General features: G+C 70.2%; 14 protein-coding genes. 7 read left to right on the top strand and 7 right to left on the bottom strand.

Going from position 1 to position 16,326, the window contains the following annotated elements:
* Positions 1–21: 21 nt before the first annotated feature.
* Positions 22–1,164, bottom strand: a complete 1,143-nt coding sequence (locus tag HDC34_RS13125; protein ID WP_179557329.1) for an NAD(P)-binding domain-containing protein — start codon at positions 1,162–1,164, stop codon at positions 22–24.
* Positions 1,157–1,648, bottom strand: a complete 492-nt coding sequence (locus HDC34_RS13130) for a MarR family winged helix-turn-helix transcriptional regulator (RefSeq protein WP_179557330.1) — start codon at positions 1,646–1,648, stop codon at positions 1,157–1,159. Before HDC34_RS13130 ends, HDC34_RS13125 begins: the two co-directional genes overlap by 8 nt.
* Before the next feature lie 95 nt (positions 1,649–1,743).
* Between HDC34_RS13130 and HDC34_RS13135 the strand changes: the two genes are divergently transcribed.
* The 5 genes from HDC34_RS13135 (at position 1,744) to HDC34_RS13155 (ending at position 5,073) form a co-directional block, all read left to right on the top strand.
* Positions 1,744–2,832: an LLM class flavin-dependent oxidoreductase gene (locus tag HDC34_RS13135; RefSeq protein WP_218855249.1), complete on the top strand. Its 1,089-nt coding sequence runs from the start codon at positions 1,744–1,746 to the stop codon at positions 2,830–2,832.
* Positions 2,825–3,595, top strand: a complete 771-nt coding sequence (locus tag HDC34_RS13140; protein ID WP_179557331.1) for an NADPH-dependent F420 reductase — start codon at positions 2,825–2,827, stop codon at positions 3,593–3,595. The genes HDC34_RS13135 and HDC34_RS13140 overlap by 8 nt, the downstream gene beginning before the upstream one ends.
* Before the next feature lie 96 nt (positions 3,596–3,691).
* A complete protein-coding gene (locus tag HDC34_RS13145) occupies positions 3,692–3,874 on the top strand; it encodes an antitoxin (RefSeq protein WP_104251373.1) in 183 nt (60 codons plus the stop codon).
* 216 nt (positions 3,875–4,090) lie between these two features.
* Positions 4,091–4,618 carry a hypothetical protein gene (locus HDC34_RS13150; RefSeq protein ID WP_104311189.1) on the top strand — a complete coding sequence of 176 codons (528 nt, stop codon included), beginning with the start codon at positions 4,091–4,093 and terminating at the stop codon, positions 4,616–4,618.
* A 62-nt stretch (positions 4,619–4,680) separates the two neighbouring features.
* Positions 4,681–5,073: a hypothetical protein gene (locus tag HDC34_RS13155; RefSeq protein WP_179557332.1), complete on the top strand. Its 393-nt coding sequence runs from the start codon at positions 4,681–4,683 to the stop codon at positions 5,071–5,073.
* A gap of 125 nt (positions 5,074–5,198) precedes the next feature.
* Here the strand turns inward: HDC34_RS13155 and HDC34_RS13160 are convergent, their stop codons facing one another.
* Together HDC34_RS13160 and HDC34_RS13165 are read right to left on the bottom strand one after the other, a co-directional pair.
* Positions 5,199–9,791, bottom strand: coding sequence for a metallophosphoesterase (locus tag HDC34_RS13160; protein ID WP_179557333.1), 4,593 nt, complete (start codon positions 9,789–9,791; stop codon positions 5,199–5,201).
* A gap of 190 nt (positions 9,792–9,981) precedes the next feature.
* The gene (locus HDC34_RS13165; RefSeq protein WP_179557334.1) at positions 9,982–11,310 is read right to left on the bottom strand and encodes an NAD(P)/FAD-dependent oxidoreductase; all 1,329 of its coding nucleotides are present in this window, start codon (positions 11,308–11,310) and stop codon (positions 9,982–9,984) included.
* Positions 11,311–11,405: 95 nt separating this feature from the next.
* Here HDC34_RS13165 and HDC34_RS13170 point away from each other — a divergent pair, with 95 nt between their 5' ends.
* Entirely contained in the window at positions 11,406–12,557 is a 1,152-nt protein-coding gene (locus tag HDC34_RS13170) for a glycerate kinase (RefSeq protein ID WP_179557335.1), read from the top strand.
* A 19-nt stretch (positions 12,558–12,576) separates the two neighbouring features.
* Here HDC34_RS13170 and HDC34_RS13175 read toward each other — a convergent pair whose 3' ends face one another.
* Both HDC34_RS13175 and HDC34_RS13180 read right to left on the bottom strand, forming a co-directional pair.
* Positions 12,577–13,092: an O-acetyl-ADP-ribose deacetylase gene (locus HDC34_RS13175; protein WP_179557336.1), complete on the bottom strand. Its 516-nt coding sequence runs from the start codon at positions 13,090–13,092 to the stop codon at positions 12,577–12,579.
* 53 nt (positions 13,093–13,145) lie between these two features.
* Positions 13,146–13,943 (bottom strand): Fic family protein, encoded by a 798-nt coding sequence (locus HDC34_RS13180; RefSeq protein ID WP_306455519.1) that lies wholly within the window; start codon positions 13,941–13,943, stop codon positions 13,146–13,148.
* A gap of 200 nt (positions 13,944–14,143) precedes the next feature.
* Between HDC34_RS13180 and HDC34_RS13185 the strand changes: the two genes are divergently transcribed.
* Complete coding sequence (locus HDC34_RS13185; RefSeq protein ID WP_179557593.1) at positions 14,144–15,754, top strand: L-lactate permease; 1,611 nt, start codon at positions 14,144–14,146, stop codon at positions 15,752–15,754.
* 110 nt (positions 15,755–15,864) lie between these two features.
* Here HDC34_RS13185 and HDC34_RS13190 read toward each other — a convergent pair whose 3' ends face one another.
* On the bottom strand, positions 15,865–16,260 hold the full coding sequence (locus HDC34_RS13190) for a VOC family protein (protein WP_218855250.1): 396 nt from the start codon (positions 16,258–16,260) through the stop codon (positions 15,865–15,867).
* Positions 16,261–16,326 lie beyond the last annotated feature (66 nt).

Here is a 16,326-nt window from a genome sequence, read left to right on the forward strand (position 1 = left end):
CCCAGGCTGGGCGGCCGCAGATCATCGCCTGACCGCGGGCTCCCGTGGTCCCGCGGTGCGCTCGCTCTGCCCCGGCTCCAGCTTCTCGATCGCCCGCACCGCATCCCGTCCGGCCCGGTTCGCGCCGACCGTCGACTGCGACGGCCCGAACCCGATGAGGTGGATGCGCGGCTCGTCGGCGACCTGCGTGCCCCGCATCGTGATGCCGCCGCGCTCGTTGCGCAGCCCCAGCGGGTCGAGGTGCGCGAGGTCGGCGCGGAAGCCGGTCGCCCAGAGGATCGCGTCCACCGGGGTGAGGGTGCCGTCGGCCTCGCGCACCCCGTCCGGCTCGATCGCGGTGAACATGGGCCGCCGCACGAGCGCCCCGCGGTCGCGCGCGGCGATCGCGTACGACGACCAGCCGAGGCCCGTATACGAGACGACACTGCTGGCCGGCTCGCCCGCCTCGACGTCGGCGATGACCTTCGCGATCGTGGTCCGCCCCTCGACCTCCGGGTTGAAGCCACCCTCCAGGAACACCGGCTCGCGCCGCGTGTACCAGAACGTCTGGGCCGTGCGCGAGATCTCCTCCAACTGCTGCACAGCTGAGATGCCGCCGCCCACGACCGCCACCCGCTGACCCGCGAACTCCTCCGCCGACACGTAGTCACGCGTGTGCAGCTGCCGCCCGAGAAAGGTCTCCTTTCCCGGGATGCTCGGCAGCAGCGGGTGGTTCCAGGTGCCGGTCGCGTTGATGATCGCGCCCGCCCGCCACACGCCGGCCGCATCCGTGCGCACGAGCAGCTCACCGCGGGGGTCTGCATCGACGCGCGAGACGTCGAGCACCCGAACCGGCCGCACGATGGGCAGCGGATGCGCCCGCTCGAACGCAGCGAAGTACCGCGGCACCGCATCCCGGCTCGGCTCATCGTCGCTGCCGGGCGTGCGCGCGAACGTCGGCAGGTCGAAGATGCCGTTCACGGTCGCCATCGTCAGCGACTCCCAGCGGTGCTGCCACGCGCCACCCGGCTCGGGGTTCGCGTCGAGCATCACGAAGGTGCGCTCCGCTCCAGGCTCGTCCAGGGCACTCACGAAGCCCCGCCGCTGCAGGTGGAACCCCGCCGAGAGGCCGGCCTGCCCGGCGCCGATCACCACGACCGTCGCGGAGCGGGCGTTGTCAGCCAAGATCGGACCCGCCCTCCGGCTCGTCGAGTCCCAGATGCCCGCGAAGCGTGTCCGTCAGGGCCTCCACCTGAGCGAGCTGTTCGGGGGAGAGGGCGTCGAGGAACAGCTCCTGCACGGCCTTGAGGTGCGGGACCGAGCCGCGGCGGAAGGCGGTCGCCCCTTCCTCGGTGAGGCTGACCACCGACCCGCGCGTGTCCTCGGGGCACGGGTCGCGGCGCAGCAGCCCGCGCTTCTCCATGCGGCCGAGCTGATGCGAGAGGCGGCTGCGCTCCCAGCCGACCGACGCCGCGAGCTCGGAGGAGCGCAGTGAGCGTCCCGGCGCCTCGCGCAAGGCGAGCAGCACACCGTAGTCGCCCGTCGACAGTGCGGACTCGCTCTGCATGCGGCTCGCGAGGCGGGAGTTGAGCACGCCCGTCGTCTCGATGAACCCGCGCCAGACGCGCAAGTCCTCGGCGCTGATCTGCGTTCTCGGCGATGCGTTCATGAGGCCTCCAGGTTTGGAATGCCTCCATCATGCCACGTAGTTGACATATCAACTACTTCGGCGCATGATTGACGCGTCAACTACTTGGAGGAGCCATGAGCACGCAGCAGGGAACGCAGATGAGCGCAGTGGATGCAGGCCGGTTCCCGTTCGAGATCGGCCTCAACTCGTTCGGCGACGTGCCGAACGTCAACGGCACGCCCCTGTCGGATGCCGAGACGGTCCGCCTCCTCGTCGACGAGGCCCGCCTCGCCGAGCAGGTCGGCCTCGACGTCTTCAGCATCGGCGAGCACTACCGCGAGGGCTTCGTCGACTCCGCGACCCCCGTGATCCTGGCCGGCATCGCGACCGCGACCGAGCGCATCCGCCTCGGCTCTGCCGTCACCGTGCTCAGCACCAACGACCCCGTTCGCCTCTACAACGAGTTCTCCACCCTCGACGCGCTCTCGAACGGGCGCGCGCAGATGGTCGTGGGCCGCGCATCCCAGACCCAGTCGTTCCCGCTCTTCGGCTACGACATCGCCGACTACGAGCAGCTCTTCGAGGAGAAGCTCGACCTCTTCATGCAGCTGCAGCGCAGCGACTCGGTCACCTGGTCGGGCAGCGTGCGCGCGCCGCTCGTGAACCAGACGCTGCACCCCACCATGCGCCCCGGCGGCATCCCCACCTGGGTGGGCGTCGGCGGCAGCCCGGACTCGGTCGTGCGTGCCGCCCGCTACGGCCTGCCGCTCATGCTCGCCATCATCGGCGGGCAGCCCGAGCGCTTCGCCGGCCACGTCGACCTCTACTTCCGGGCGCTCGAGAAGTTCGGGATGCCCGCGAACCGGGTCGGCCAGCACGCCCTCGGCCTCGTCGCCGAGACGGATGAGGAAGCCGCCGAGACCTGGTGGGAGTCGTGGAAGCCCATGGTCGAGATGATGGGGAAGGAGCGCGGCTTCTACCCGCCAACCAAGGAGCGCTACCTCATGGAGCTCGAATCCGGCGCCCTCTTCGTCGGCTCGCCCGACACGGTCGCCGCGAAGATCGCGCGCATGGTGGAGGTTCTCCGCATCAGCCGCTTCGACCTCAAGTACGACGTCATCGGCCTGCCGACGGAGGCACGCGCCCAGACCATCAGCCTGCTCGGCACCGAAGTCGCACCCCGAGTGCGCCGACTGCTCGCGAAGGAGTCCATCAATGTCTAAGGCCCAGCTCGACCCGAACCGCCCCAGTGAGGCCCTGCCGACGATCGGTATCCTCGGCGCAGGCAAGGTCGGCACCGTGCTGGCCCGCCTCCTCATCGGCAGCGGCTACCGGGTACTCATCTCGGGTTCCGGGGCGCCGAGCAAGATCGACCTCATCATCGACGTCCTCGTGCCGGGCGCGACCACGGGCACGAGCGCTGAGGTGGCGGCCGCGGCCGACGTCGTCATCCTGGCCCTGCCCCTCGGCAAGGCGCTCCCGCTCGGCGCGCGCGAGACGCTCCCGCTCGACGAGCTGCGGGGCAAGCTCGTCATCGACGCGATGAACTACTGGTGGGAGATCGACGGCGTGCGCGACGACCTCAACGACCCGACCGTGGCGACGAGCGAGCTCGTGCAGCGGCTCCTCTCCGACTCGCACGTCGTGAAGGCGTTCAACCACATGGGCTACCACGACCTCGACGAGGGGCCGAGGCCGACCGGTGCCCCCGGCAGGCGGGGGATCGGCATCGCGGGTGATGACGATGCCGACCTCGCGGCAGCGGCAGCGCTCGTGGATGCGGCCGGCTTCGACCCTGTGCGCGTCGGCACCCTGCACGAGAGCTTCCTGCTGCAACCGGGCAGCGAGCTCTTCGGCGCGAACTTCCCCGCCGACGAGGTTCGTGCCGCCGCCGCGCGCTTCCCGAGGACCGAACGCGGCCTCGAGCTCGCCGCGCAGCGGGCCGAGAACGACCGGACGGTACCAGCGGACACCGTGCGAGTCTGACCGGACATCAAGCTCCCGCACACCCCGCATCCACGTGCGGATGCTCAACTCGATGCAACGCAATCGCGTTGATCCGACGAAGCGAAGGAGACCACCATGGTGTTCGAGAACATCGGCGACAAGGCAGCCCAGGCAGCGAACAGCGAGCAGGGCGAGCAGCTCACCGACCACGCCTTCGACGCGGCCGGCGACCACGCGGAGACCGCGATCGGCAACCAGCACGACGAGCACATCCAGAAGATGCGTGACGGCGCTGACGCGGCAGTCGGCAACGAGTGACGACGAGCGACTAGCTCGCGCGACAGCGCAGGAAAGGCCCGCCACCGGCGGGCCTTTCCTGCGTCCGGGCTGCTTCCTGGACGAAGCATCCATGATCCTGGGTGTCCCGTGAATCCATTTGACTGACCCCAGACCCAGCCTCGTAGGGTCGAAGACGTCGGGCCACAACCGGCACTCACGCAACATGCACTCGATGAGCACACTCACGGAGGAAACATGAAGCTGAAGAACACTGTCACCCTGGCCACATCCATCGTCGTCGCTGGAGCCCTCGGCGTCGCAGGCAGCACCGCCGCGAACGCCGCCCAAGCACCTGTCGTCACCGCAGCGTCCGCCACCGCAGACAGCGGGGGATACTCGCAGGAGGCATTCGCCGCAGAAGTCGAATACACCGCCTCCCTGAGTGCCGAGGAGCAGGACGCTCGCGTCCAGCAGCTCATGGCAGAGGCGAGCGCCGAAGCAGAGGCCGTCGAAGGCCGCGCCGCGCTGCCGCTCATCCCGTTCGCGGTCGTCGCGGCCTGCATCGGCTCCGCCGGATACGGCGCCTACTCGACGTACAAGTCCGGCGACCCCGTCGACTTCATCGCGCAGACCGTGATCGGCTGCATCCCCTTCGGCGCCGCAGCCAAGCCCGTCGTCGTGACCCTCATCAACGCCAACAAGCCGCTCGTCATCTCCGGCCTCAAGGCGCTCGGCCTCGGCGCGAACTCCGCCATCATCCTGGCCCTCGGCGGCGACAGCTGAGGCAGGTGAGCTGAGAACACGTCCACGTCCGCAGGCGACAACCACGAACAGGAGTCCCACTCATGAGCAGCAGCACTGAACAGCGAGACGGCAGCCGACTGGCCGTCACGGCGTCGGCGGTCTTCTTCGGCGGCACCGCCGCCGCATCCGCCGTGCACAGCACGGCAGGGTGGGCGGATGCGCTCCTCGCGGGTCCGGTCGTGCTCGCGCTGATCCTGCTCGCCGCGACAGCGTGGGTGGCGCGATCCGGTCCGGCCGCCGCCAGCCGCCGCGCATCCGCGACCTACCTCGGCGTCGCCCTCGTTGCCAGCATCGGGATCGCGGTCGCGCTCGCGCTCACGGGCGCCGAAGCTGGCCTCCTGCTCTACGCGCTGCCGCTCGGCTCGGCCCTGCAGCTCGCGCAGCTGGCACGCTCACTCACCGAGGGCCGGGCAAGCCGACCCCTGAACGGCTGACGGGCGCGCAGCGGCACGTCGCACGCCCCGAACGACAGACTGCGGGCGGTGGAACAGAGGTTTCACCGCCCGCAGTCTGTTGTTGTCTCCGCGCCAGCTCGTCGCTGTCAGCGAGACGTTGCTTGCTAGACGTTGCCTGCGCGACCTCGCCGGATGAGCGTGAGTGCGGCGCCTCCTGCGAGGAGCGCGAGCGCCCCGAGGACCCAGGCCAGCGTCGATCCGTCGGCGCCCGTCGCAGCGAGCTCGTCGCCAGCGGCTTCGGATGCATCCGGGCCGTGCGCCTCACCCGTGCCGTCAGCCTCACCAGAGCCGTCAGGGGAGTCGCTCTGCTCAGGATCCGATGGTCCCTCCGTCTCGGAGGGGCCTCCCGGAGCGGGCGTCTCGCCGGGCTCACCGGGCACGCCGGGCTCGCTCGGCCCCGGCGTCTCTCCGGGCCCCGTCGCTTCGATGACCGTCAGCTCGGACACCCGCGACAGGCTCACCGCACCGAACGGGTCCGCGGTGCGCACGTACCAGCCGAGCTCGCCGAGGGGCGCATCCGCCCAGCTTGCCGTGAGGGTGGTGCCGCTCGCCACGTCCTGGAACGACGCGATCTCGTCGCCCGTGAGGATCTCCGCGGCGAAGGAATCCGTGCCGAGCGTCCGCTCGCCGGGTTCGATCCCCAGGTCCGCGTAGGCAAGCTCGAACTCCTGCGGCGCATCCGCGAGGCTCGGGTCGTCCGAGTTGTGCACATCCAGCGACGGCGAGTAGGTGCGCACGATCATGCGCTCGCCCTCGTTGTCGAAGTGCATGAGGCGCAGGAAGCCGAGGCCGCCCTCCGGCAGGCCCTGGTAGTCGAAGAGCATCGAGTGCACCTTGCGGTCCGGGGTTCCGTCGCCGTTGTCGTCGAACTCGTCGACCCGCGTGAACGCGTCGTGGTAGTGCCCCGAGATGACCATCTTGACGTTCGGGTTCGGCGCGACGACCTCATCCATGACGCGCTGGGGGATCTCACCGAGACCGCCGGTTGTCAGCATGAACTCGTGCTGCGCGATCACCGCGACCCGGTCGGGGTGCTCGGCGAGCACCTCGTTCATCCACGCGATGCTGTCGTCGTTCGGCAGCCATCCCGTGTAGAGCATGAGGAAGTCGATGCCGCCAGCCGACACCAGGTCGAAGTGGCCGCGGTTGTCCTCGTAGGAGCCGCCGTACCAGGGGTTGCCCGCGAAGCGCTCCTCGCCGAAGTACTCGCCGTAGTACGAGTAGTCCTCGAGGTCGTTGCCCACGTCGTGGTTCCCGGCCAGCACGCCGTACGGCAGACCGGCGTCGTCGAGGCGCTGGTACTCGGGGTCGGCGTTCTCCCACTGGTAGCGCTGGTCGTAGTCGTCGATGATGTCGCCCGTGTGGAACAGGTACTGCAGGTTCAGCTCCTCGCGCTGCTCCAGCAGGTAGGAGTGCATCGCCTGCTGGTGCTTGTACGGCTCGCCCTCCATCGTGTTCTCGTTGTAGTACTGCGTGTCCGACTCCCAGGCGAGCGTGAAGTCGTACTCCGAGCGGGGCGTGTCCGCCTCGTTGTTGGGGGTCACGGGCGTTGTGCGGTCGCTGAGGTTCTCTCCGGCGAAGCCCTCCGAGTGCTGCACGAGCACCTGCACGCTCCCGTCGCGGGCGTACGAGGCCGCAGCCACGGTGCCTTCGAGGGAGAACTTCTCGTCGTCGGCGGATGCGGTGTGCCGGGTCACCTCGTCCCAGCCGCTCCCGTCCGCTCGCAGGGCGGAGAGGATGACGGTGCCGTCGGCGTTCGCGGTGCCGTCCCAGCTGACGCGCACCTGCGCATCCTGCTCGCCGTCCCGCAGCGCGACGTCGAAGAGCTGATACGGGAACTCGGCGTTCGAGGTCACCTCCGCGGTCCGGCCATCGACGCTCGCGAGCTGCTCGAGGGACTGCCCGGTCGGGACGCTCGTCGGGTCGCGGTCGACGCTGGCCGCGTCGTTCACGGTTCCAGCTGCCGTCGTGACGCCGCCATCAGCGAGGTCCGCCTGGCGACCCTCGAGGAACGTCACGTCGAGCGCGTCACCGGTCGGGTCCTCGACCTTGGCCTGCAGCTCCACGCCGCCCGCCTCGACCTCGGCTCCCTCGGCTGGCCAGATCGACGACGAGGAGGGGTGCTCCTCGGGGGTCGTGAACTTGGTGCGCCACGTCTCGGCGTTGCCGAGCGCATCCGTCGCCGTCACCTCGAGCTCGTGGCCGCCCGCGGGCAGCGTCACCGAGGAGGTGGTGTGCGGCAGCTCGATCGGCGCGCCGTCGAGGGTCGCGGTGACCTCGCGGACCCCGGACCCGGCGTCGCTCACCTGGGCGTCGATGACGAACTCGCCCTGGTACTCGCCGCCGTCGCGGAGCTCGGAGGAGACCGTGGGGGCGGTGTTGTCGACCAGCACCTGCCTGGTCACGCTGTCGGTGCCGTCGGTCGCCGAGATCTCGACCGGGCCATCCGCCGCGCTCGTCGTGTCCCACTGCGTCGAGGCCGCGGCGAACGCGTCGTCCGGCAGGGCGAAGCGCGCGTCGTAGAAGTCGTACTTCCCGGCGCTGTCGCCCATGGCCAGGCGCAGAGCTGGGTCGTCGTAGCCGATGGGGCGCAGCGTGCGGCCGTCGGGCAGCACGAGGCGCAGGTCCCAGACCGTGAAGTCGTCGTTGTTCTCGGCCTCGTCGATTTCCGGCGCCTTCTTCGAGCCGGCCCAGATGCTCACCACGAGCTCGTCGCCGAGCTTCGTGTACTCGAGCGGCACGGGCGTGACGATGGTCTCCGACCCCTCGTAGATGCCCTGGTCGAAGATCGTGAGCACGTCGTCGCCCACTCGCACGCCGTTCTTGAAGTAGTAGTCGACCCCGGTCGCCTCGAAGGCGAAGACGGGAGCCCCCTCGAGCGACGGCGACGTCTGCTGCCGCTGCCCGCCGATCGACAGCTCGATCGGGCTCGGGTACTGGTCACCCGCGGCGGCGATCGTCGTGGTGCCGCCCACGTACTGGCCTTCGTCGACGTTTAACCGCACGGGGGCCGAGCTCGCGCCGGCCACCTGCACCCGCCGCGGCTCCGTGACGACACGGTTGGTGCCGTCCGAGACCGTGACCGTGTACTCGTACCAGCTCTTGCCCGTCAGGTCGGCGACGTTCACCGAGGTCGTGAACATGCCGTCGCCCGCGTCCGTGAGATTGAGCTTGACCGGGGTCGCGTCGACGTCGTTGCGCAGCTCGACGGCCACGGTGCGCAGCTGCGTCTCGTCGCTCGCCGCGAATCGCAGCTCGAAGTCGGCGGCCGGGTCGATCTCGGCGGCGGTGCGGTCCTCGATGGTGGGCGGCGTCGCATCCACCGGCACGATCGTGAGCCCGGCCGGCACCTGGTCGGCCTGCACCGAGCCCGGGGTCGCCGGGGCGAGGCCGAGCAGGTCCTGCTTCGCGAGGTCCGCGGCTGACGTCGTATAGCGGATGCCCTGATCCGCCTGCGTGTCATCGGTGCCGGGGGTCACGTTGTAGAACGCCTGGTTGACGGTGTGCCCCGTGTTGGTGGCGATCTCCATGCCGCGGGCTCCGCTGTTCGCCATGCCGCCGGAGAAGACCTCGACGAGGTTCTCACCGAGCGTCAGCTCGGTGCCGAACGTGGCGTTGAACTCGGCATCGCCGAGGTCGTCGTTCTGGCCGTTCTTCACCCACAGCACGAGCGTCTCGCCGGCGGGGATGCTGACCTCCGCCGGGGTCGCGGGCCAGAGCGCGGACGTGCCGCTGTCCGGGTAGAGGTAGGTGAGCGCGTAGTCGCCGAAGCCGATCGCCTCGCTCGACGCGTTGTACACCTCGATGAACTCGTAGCCGTCGCCCGTGCCGACGTTGCTCGAGTCGGGGAGCAGCTCGGTGATCTGCAGCGGCGACGTCACGACGCTCGCGTCCGGCTGCGGGTCGAAGCCCGGTTCCGGTGGGAGCGTGGGAGTCGGCTCCGTGGGCGTCGGCTCGGTGGGTTCCGGCTCGGCGGGTTCCTCCTCGCCGTCCTCGGGCGCGCCGGGCTGGAGTGCCTCCGGCACGACCACGCCGGGGGAGCGCCCGGCCTGCTGCCCGAAGACGTCGAGGCTCAGCTTCGAGGCTTCCTCAGGCACCCGGAAGTGCACGGCGAGGTCCTCGCCCATGGAGTCCTTGGGTGCGTGCGACCACGAGGTCAGCGCCTCGCCGCGGAGCACGCGGATGCCGCGGTCGCCACCGTTCGCCATGCCGGCCTGGCCGGTCACGCGCGCGACCTGGACGCCCGCATCCACCCCGTGGTGGTCGCGGAACTCGTCGACGGTGCGGGCCGACGAGTCGACGGCGCCGTTCGCGCTCGTGTAGCTGAGCCAGAGCACGGCGGTCTCGCCGGCCTCGAGGACAAGCGGCTCCTCGACGCTGAGGGGGACGTCTCGCGACCGGTCGTCCGAGTCGACGTACGAGTACGCGAACGAGTAGCCCTCGGCCGCGAGGTCGACGGGGGCCGCCGACGTGTTGTGCACTTCCAAGTACTCGAAGTTGTCATCGCCGACGTTGTTCGCGACGATCTCGGTGACGATGATGGCGGACTGGCCCGCGTCTGCGGGCGACGAGACGGGTGCCGCTGGCAGCCGGCCTGAGACGGCGGCGGACGCGGCGGGGGCCATCGTGAGGACGGCGGCCGCGACGCAGGCGGTGGTCAGCGCCGCGAGCGGGGCCCTGACGTGGTGGCGTGGCATGGGGGAATGCACCTCCGGGAGCATGTGGGGGACCCGGGGAACCGTATGACTCGCGAGCAACCGGCCGGTGACATGAGGTCGATGGCAGGTGACGGGGAGGTTGCCGACCACGTTACCGACGTCTGCTACCGCGCGAGGCGGGGCGGGGTCGCCGACTGGTGACCCCGCCCCGCCTCCGTGCGTCAGGTGGTCAGCGGATGCGCGTGCGCAGTGCTTCCGTCGACGTCACGCCCTCGTCGATGACCGCGCGCGCGGCGTCGCGCAGTGCCTCATCCTCACCGACGTCCCAGAGCAGCACGCCAACCGGGGCACCCGAGTCGTCGCGGTAGTAGAAGACGCGGCTCGCGTCGGACTCGCCCGATTCGGGCAGTTCCGCCTCGAGCACGTCGAGGTCGGGATCGAGCGTGCCGACCGCCTCCCACCGCGTGCCGAAGACCATCGAGTAGAAGTACGGGGTGTGCGAGTAGGGGTCAGTGGCGCCTGCCATCGAGCGGCCTACGGCGGTGCCCATCTCGGTGGCGTTGTCGACGTGCTCGACGCGCGTCTGCCCGAGCACAGGGTCGGGGTAGACGGCGATGTCGCCGGCCGCCCAGATGAACGGGTCGCTGGTGCGCAGCTGCTCGTCGACGACCACGCCGCCCTCGTCCACGACGAGGCCTGCCTCCTCCGCGAGGTCGACGACGGGGGTCACACCCAGCCCGAACACCACGAAGTCGGCCTCCGTCTCAGCGCCGTTGTCGAAGACGACCGTGACACCCGTGGTGGCGGTCGGCGATGCTCGCACCTCGGAGGCGGCGGCTTCCGCCGCGACCCCGTCGGCGGCCTGCGCGGACGCATCCTCGAGCGTGTGCGCATCCGCGGCCACCTCGAAGTCGGCACGCACCTCGTCGCGCACCGTCTCGACGCGCCGCCCCGGGACGAGGCCGACGCCGTGCTCGACGTAGAGCTCCTGGAACCGCGACGCGAGGGCGGGCGGGAAGGTCGACGCGCCGAGCACGTCGTCAGGGAACACCAGGTCGACCTCGACGTCGTTCTGGGCGAGGGCGGCGGCGATCTCGGTGCCGATGTAGCCACCGCCGACGACGATGGCGTGCGAGCCATGGGCCGCCAGCGCGCGGAGGCGTCGGTAGTCGCTCGCCGAGCGGAAGAAGAAGATGCGGTCGCTCTCGGGTGCGGCCACCTCGACGGGCTTCGAACCGGTCGCGATCAGCAGCCTCCCGTAGGTGATGGTCTCACCGCCGCCCGTCGTCACCGTCTTCGCTGCACGATCGATGCCGGTCACGAGGGTCCCGAGCGTGATCTCCGCGCCTGTCGCCTCGCTCGTGCCGAGCGGCGTCTGGTCCCAGGTGAAGTCGGGGTCGACCCAGAGCTTCTTCGACAGCGCGGGCCGCGCGTAGGGTTCGTCGACGTCGGCGCTGAGGATGCCGATGGTCCCCGCCTCGTCTCGTTCCCGGATGCCGCGGGCCGCCGCATCCGCCACCATTCCGCCGCCGATGATCAGGTAGTCGTAAGCGCTCATGCCATCGAGGCTACGAACCGCGCTCGGGTGGTGGCTGGGAAGACGGACTTCCCTCGCGCGGGCACTGCGTCGAAGCTCCTCGGTAGATTGGCGGCATGCAGCGTCGAATCGTCATCGCACCGGACTCGTTCAAGGGCACCGCTTCGGCGGCGGAGGTCGCCGCGGCGATCAGGCGTGGTTGGCAGCGCGCGAGGCCGGATGACGAGTGCGTCGAGGTGCCGATGGCTGATGGGGGCGAGGGCACGACGGCTGCGATCGCAGGTTCGGTGCCTGGGGCGCGAGTTGTCGTCGTGGCAGTCGAGGGGCCGCTCGGCGACCCGGTGGATGCGGCGCTCGTCGAGCTGCCCGACGGCACGTGGGTGGTCGAGCTCGCCGAGACGAGCGGTATCGCCCTCCTGGAGCGGGTCGACCGGGACTCCTGCTTCCGCGCGTCGACCGTCGGGCTCGGGCAGGCCATCCGGTACGCGACCGAGCACGGCGCGAGGCGCGTGCTGGTCGGGCTGGGCAGCAGCGCGTCGACGGACGGCGGGGCCGGCCTGCTCACGGGGCTCGGGGTTCGACTCCTCGACGGCGGCGGGGCGAGCATCCCGCCAGGAAACGGCGGGCTGCACGCGCTCGAGACGCTGGACGTGTCCGGCCTCGCGCCGCTCCCCGTCGACGGCGTCGTCGCCCTGACGGACGTCGTGAATCCGCTGTTCGGCGAGCTCGGGGCCGCGTCCGTCTTCGGACCGCAGAAGGGCGCATCCGTCGATGATGTGCCGACGCTCGAGGCGGGGCTCGCTCGATTCGCCGAGGTGCTCGGCGGTGCGCCGGAGACGAGCGGGGACGTCGCTGCGCTCACCGCCCGGCCGGGGTCCGGAGCCGCAGGTGGCACGGGATTCGGGGTGCTCGCGATCGGCGGCGAGATCTCGGCAGGGGCCATCGCCGTCGCTGGCGCGATCGGCCTGCCGGCCCTGGTCCGCGGGGCGGACCTCGTCATCACAGGGGAGGGCAGCTTCGACGCGCAGTCCGAGGCGGGCAAAGTGCCGTCGCTCGTGCGCGCGCTCGCGGAAGAGGAGGGCGCGCGCTTCGGGGTGATCGCAGGGCGGGTCGGGCTCGACGCGGACCAGCGCGAGACCCTGGCGCTCGCCGGGGTCAGCATCCTGTCGCTGTCGGAGCTCGCCGGCTCGGGGCAACGCGCCATGGAGGAGACCCTGCACTGGGTCGAGGTCGCAGGGGAGCGGATGGCGCAGGCGCTCGAGTTCTAGGTCGGCGGGCTGGCGGGACTCAGGCGCCGAGGCCTCGAGCGCTGAGCGCGCGCTCGACATTCGCGAAGATCTGCGGGTCGCGTGCCACGAGGCGCACCTCATCGACGCGGGTTCCCGATTCGGCGATGGTGTCGACGGCCGCGGCGATCGCGTCGTCGAGCGGCCACGCGTAGATGCCAGCGCTGATGAGCGGAAACGCGATCGTCGTCGCGCCCAGCTCGTCGGCGACCTCGAGCGAGCGCCGGTAGCACGAGGTGAGCAGCGACCGGTCGCGCTGGCCCGAACCGTAGTCAGGCCCAACCGTGTGGATGACCCACCGGGCCGGCAGGTCACCGGCCGTCGTGTATCCGGCGTCCCCCGTGGCGAGGCCGTCGGGGAAGCGGGCGATGCAGTCGCGCAGCACGGCGGGCCCGCCCGCGCGGTGGATGGCTCCGTCGACGCCGCCACCTCCGCGCATGCCGTTGTTGGCGGCGTTCACCACCGCGTCGACCTCCTGCAGAGTGATGTCACCGAGAACCGGCACGATGCGCGTCATGCGAGCAGTCTCCCGCAGCCGCGTCAACAGAACCGGTGAATGCAGCGCGGAGATCAACGACGGGCGCGTCGGATACCCGTAGCGAAGTCCTCCAGGGCTTCGAGGATCCCCGAGTGCTGCCACACCTTCCCTCGGCGCCTGCCGGTCTGCTCCGTGAGGACGCCGCGTTCCGTCAGCAGAGACAGCGCGCGATTCGCGGTCACGACATCGACGGCGAGGGCACGCTGCACGAAGGCCGAATTGACGATCGGCTGACCGATGAGCAACGGCAGCAGCCGCAGCCCGGTCGCCTGGGGGCGCACGCCCGCGAGGAGCTCGCGGGATTCGTCGAGCGCCGACCGCAACGCATCCACGAGATCCCCACCTGCTGCTGCCGCGAACCTCGCGGCCCCCGCGAAGGTGCGCACGATCGGCTCGGCGTCCCCGGCCCTGAATGCACCGAGGGCATCGAAATATCGATCAAGATCGGTCAGCAGCCCGGCGGAAAGCGGCACGGTGGTGTGCGAGGCGATGCCGCTGGCGCGCAGCATGATCTGCACGAGGGCGCGGCCCGTTCGTCCGTTCCCATCGATGAACGGATGGATCGTCTTGAACTGTGCGTGCGCGACAGCGATCTGCAGGATGGCCGGCAGGTCCACGCGATCCGCGAACGCAAGCAGATCGGTGAGTGCCGAGGCGATGAGGTCGGGTTGGGGGGCGACGAAGTCGGCTTCGCGTGGACCCGCATTGCCCTTCCCGATCCACACGAGTTCCGTGCGGAGCTGACCGGCATGCTCTTCCATGCCTGGCTGGCGCGCGAGCAGCTCACGGTGCATGGACAGGATGGCCGAGACGGACAGACGCTCCGTCAGCGCGACTGCGGCTTCCTGCCGATGTCATCATCCTCCGAGCTTAGTAACACTTCTCGCGGGAAGTGTTACTAAGCCACTGTTGGAGGGAAACGCTCGCATGCCGGCACCCGCGCCCGTTACTGTGACGAGCAGAGCTGAGCGCGCTCTCCCCGATGCGCTCCGCCCCGCAGCGAACGGAGCCTCCCGTGGTCACTGAAGCACTGTGGATGCAGGACATCGACCCGTTCGGGAACCCGGGGCTGTCGGCGCTCGTCGCCGTGATCCCCATCGCCATCTTCCTCATCTGCCTCACGGCGCTCAAGATGAAGGGCATCCTCGCGGCCAGCATCGCCGTCGTCGCCGAGATCATCGTCGCCCTGATCGCGTTCGGGATGCCGGGCACCGCCGTCGCAGGGTCCGGACTCCTCGGCATCCTCACCGCCATCTGGCCCATCGCCTACATCATCGTCATGGCCGTGTGGCTCTACCGCCTCGCCGTCGCCAGCGGACGCTTCGACGTGATCCGCGCATCCATCTCCGGCATCTCACCCGACCAGCGCATCCAGGTGCTGCTCATCAGCTTCGCCTTCGGCGCGTTCCTCGAAGGCGCGGCAGGCTTCGGCGTGCCCATCGCGATCTGTGCCGCCCTGCTCGTGCAGCTCGGCTTCAAGCCCGTGAAAGCCGCCATGCTGTCGCTCGTCGCGAACGTCGCCGCCGGCGCCTACGGGGCCATCGGCATCCCGGTCATCGTGGGCGCGCAGGTCGCTGGCGTCGAAGTGCTCGAGATGTCCCGCACGATGATGCTGCTCCTGCAGCCCCTCACGTTCCTCGTCCCGTTCCTGCTCGTCATCATCCTCGACGGATGGCGCGGACTCCGCGAGACCTGGCCGGCGACCCTTCTGGTCAGCGTCGTCTTCAGCGGGGTGCAGGCAAGCGTCCTCTGGTTCCTCGGCCCCGAGCTGGCCGACCTCGGCTCCGGCCTCGCCGCCATGCTCGCCCTCTTCGCCTTCGGCCGCGTGTGGCAGCCGAAGCGCATCTTCCGCGAGAGCGGAGAGGCGGCACCCGCCGTCGAGCGACACAGTGTGCGCGAGATCGCCGTCGCCTGGAGCCCCTTCTACATCCTCACCGCCCTCATCCTGGTGTGGAGCATCCCCGCCTTCAAGCAGCTCTTCGCCGCCGACGGTCCCCTCGCCGCCGCGGTCATCAAGCTCCCCATCCCGGGACTCACCGGCCAGATCGCCCTCCCGAGCGGCGACCCCGTCGCCAGCACCTGGGACTTCGCGCCCATCAGCGCCACCGGCACCGCCATCCTGCTCGCCGTCATCGTGTCGTTCCTCACGACGCCGAGCCTCAGGGCAGCCGACCTCTGGCACGAGTTCGTCGCAACCCTCCGCGAGCTCTGGCAGGCGCTCGTCCTGATCGCGCTCATCCTCGTGCTCGCGAACATCGCCAACTACTCCGGCGGGTCGGCCAGCATCGGCAGCGCCCTCGCCGCCGTCGGCCCCGTCTTCCCGCTTCTCGCACCCATCATCGGGTGGCTCGGCGTGTTCCTCACGGGGTCCGTCGTCAACAACAACACCCTCTTCGGCCCCCTGCAGGTCGCGACGGCGGGACGCATCGGCGTCTCGCCCGAGCTGCTCGTCGCCGCGAACACGGCGGGCGGCACGACCGCGAAGGTCATCTCACCGCAGTCCATCGCGATCGCGGCCGGTGCCGTCGGGCTCTCAGGGCGGGAGGGCGAGATACTGCGCACGTCCATCGGCTACAGCCTAGGGATGCTCGCCTTCATCTGCGTGTGGAGCTTCACGCTGTCGGTGCTGCTGCCGGTGTAGCCCGCGCAGCCGCCGGCCCGGCTCGCTCCAGGGGCGCAGCGTTGTGGCGTGGTGCGGTTCCGAGCGCGGCGACCAGCGTTCTGCCACAACTTCGCGGAGGAACGCGGGCCTCACTTCGAGACGAAGAACTCCAGTGCGATCTGGTCCGGGTCCTTGAAGCTGAGCGCGTAGCCGTACGGGGCCTCGACGATGCCGCTGTGCTCGACGCCGTTCTCCGTCAGGTGCGCGTCCCAGGCCTCGAGCTCCTCGCGGCTCTCAACGGTCAGCCCGAGGTGGTCGAGCCCAGGCGAGAAGGGCGTGAACCCGTCGCTGCCGTCGCCGCCGTCGTGCTGCGTCAGCCCGAGGGCCGTGCCGCCGGGAAGCGCGAAGAGCTTGCGGTGCAACGTCGTGTCGTCGATCTCCGTCGCCGGCTCGAAGCCGAAGACCTTCTCGTAGAAGGCGACGCTCGTGTCGAGGTCGCGCACAGTGACGGCAACGTGGTGGATGTTCGTGAAGGTGGGCATCATCGCTCATTCCTGCGCGCCTCGGGGGTGCGCGCTCCGCTCACCGTCTCACGCCGCCCCCGTGAGATC

Source organism: Pseudoclavibacter sp. JAI123 (genome assembly GCF_013409665.1).
Classification (GTDB): Bacteria; Actinomycetota; Actinomycetes; order Actinomycetales; family Microbacteriaceae; genus Pseudoclavibacter.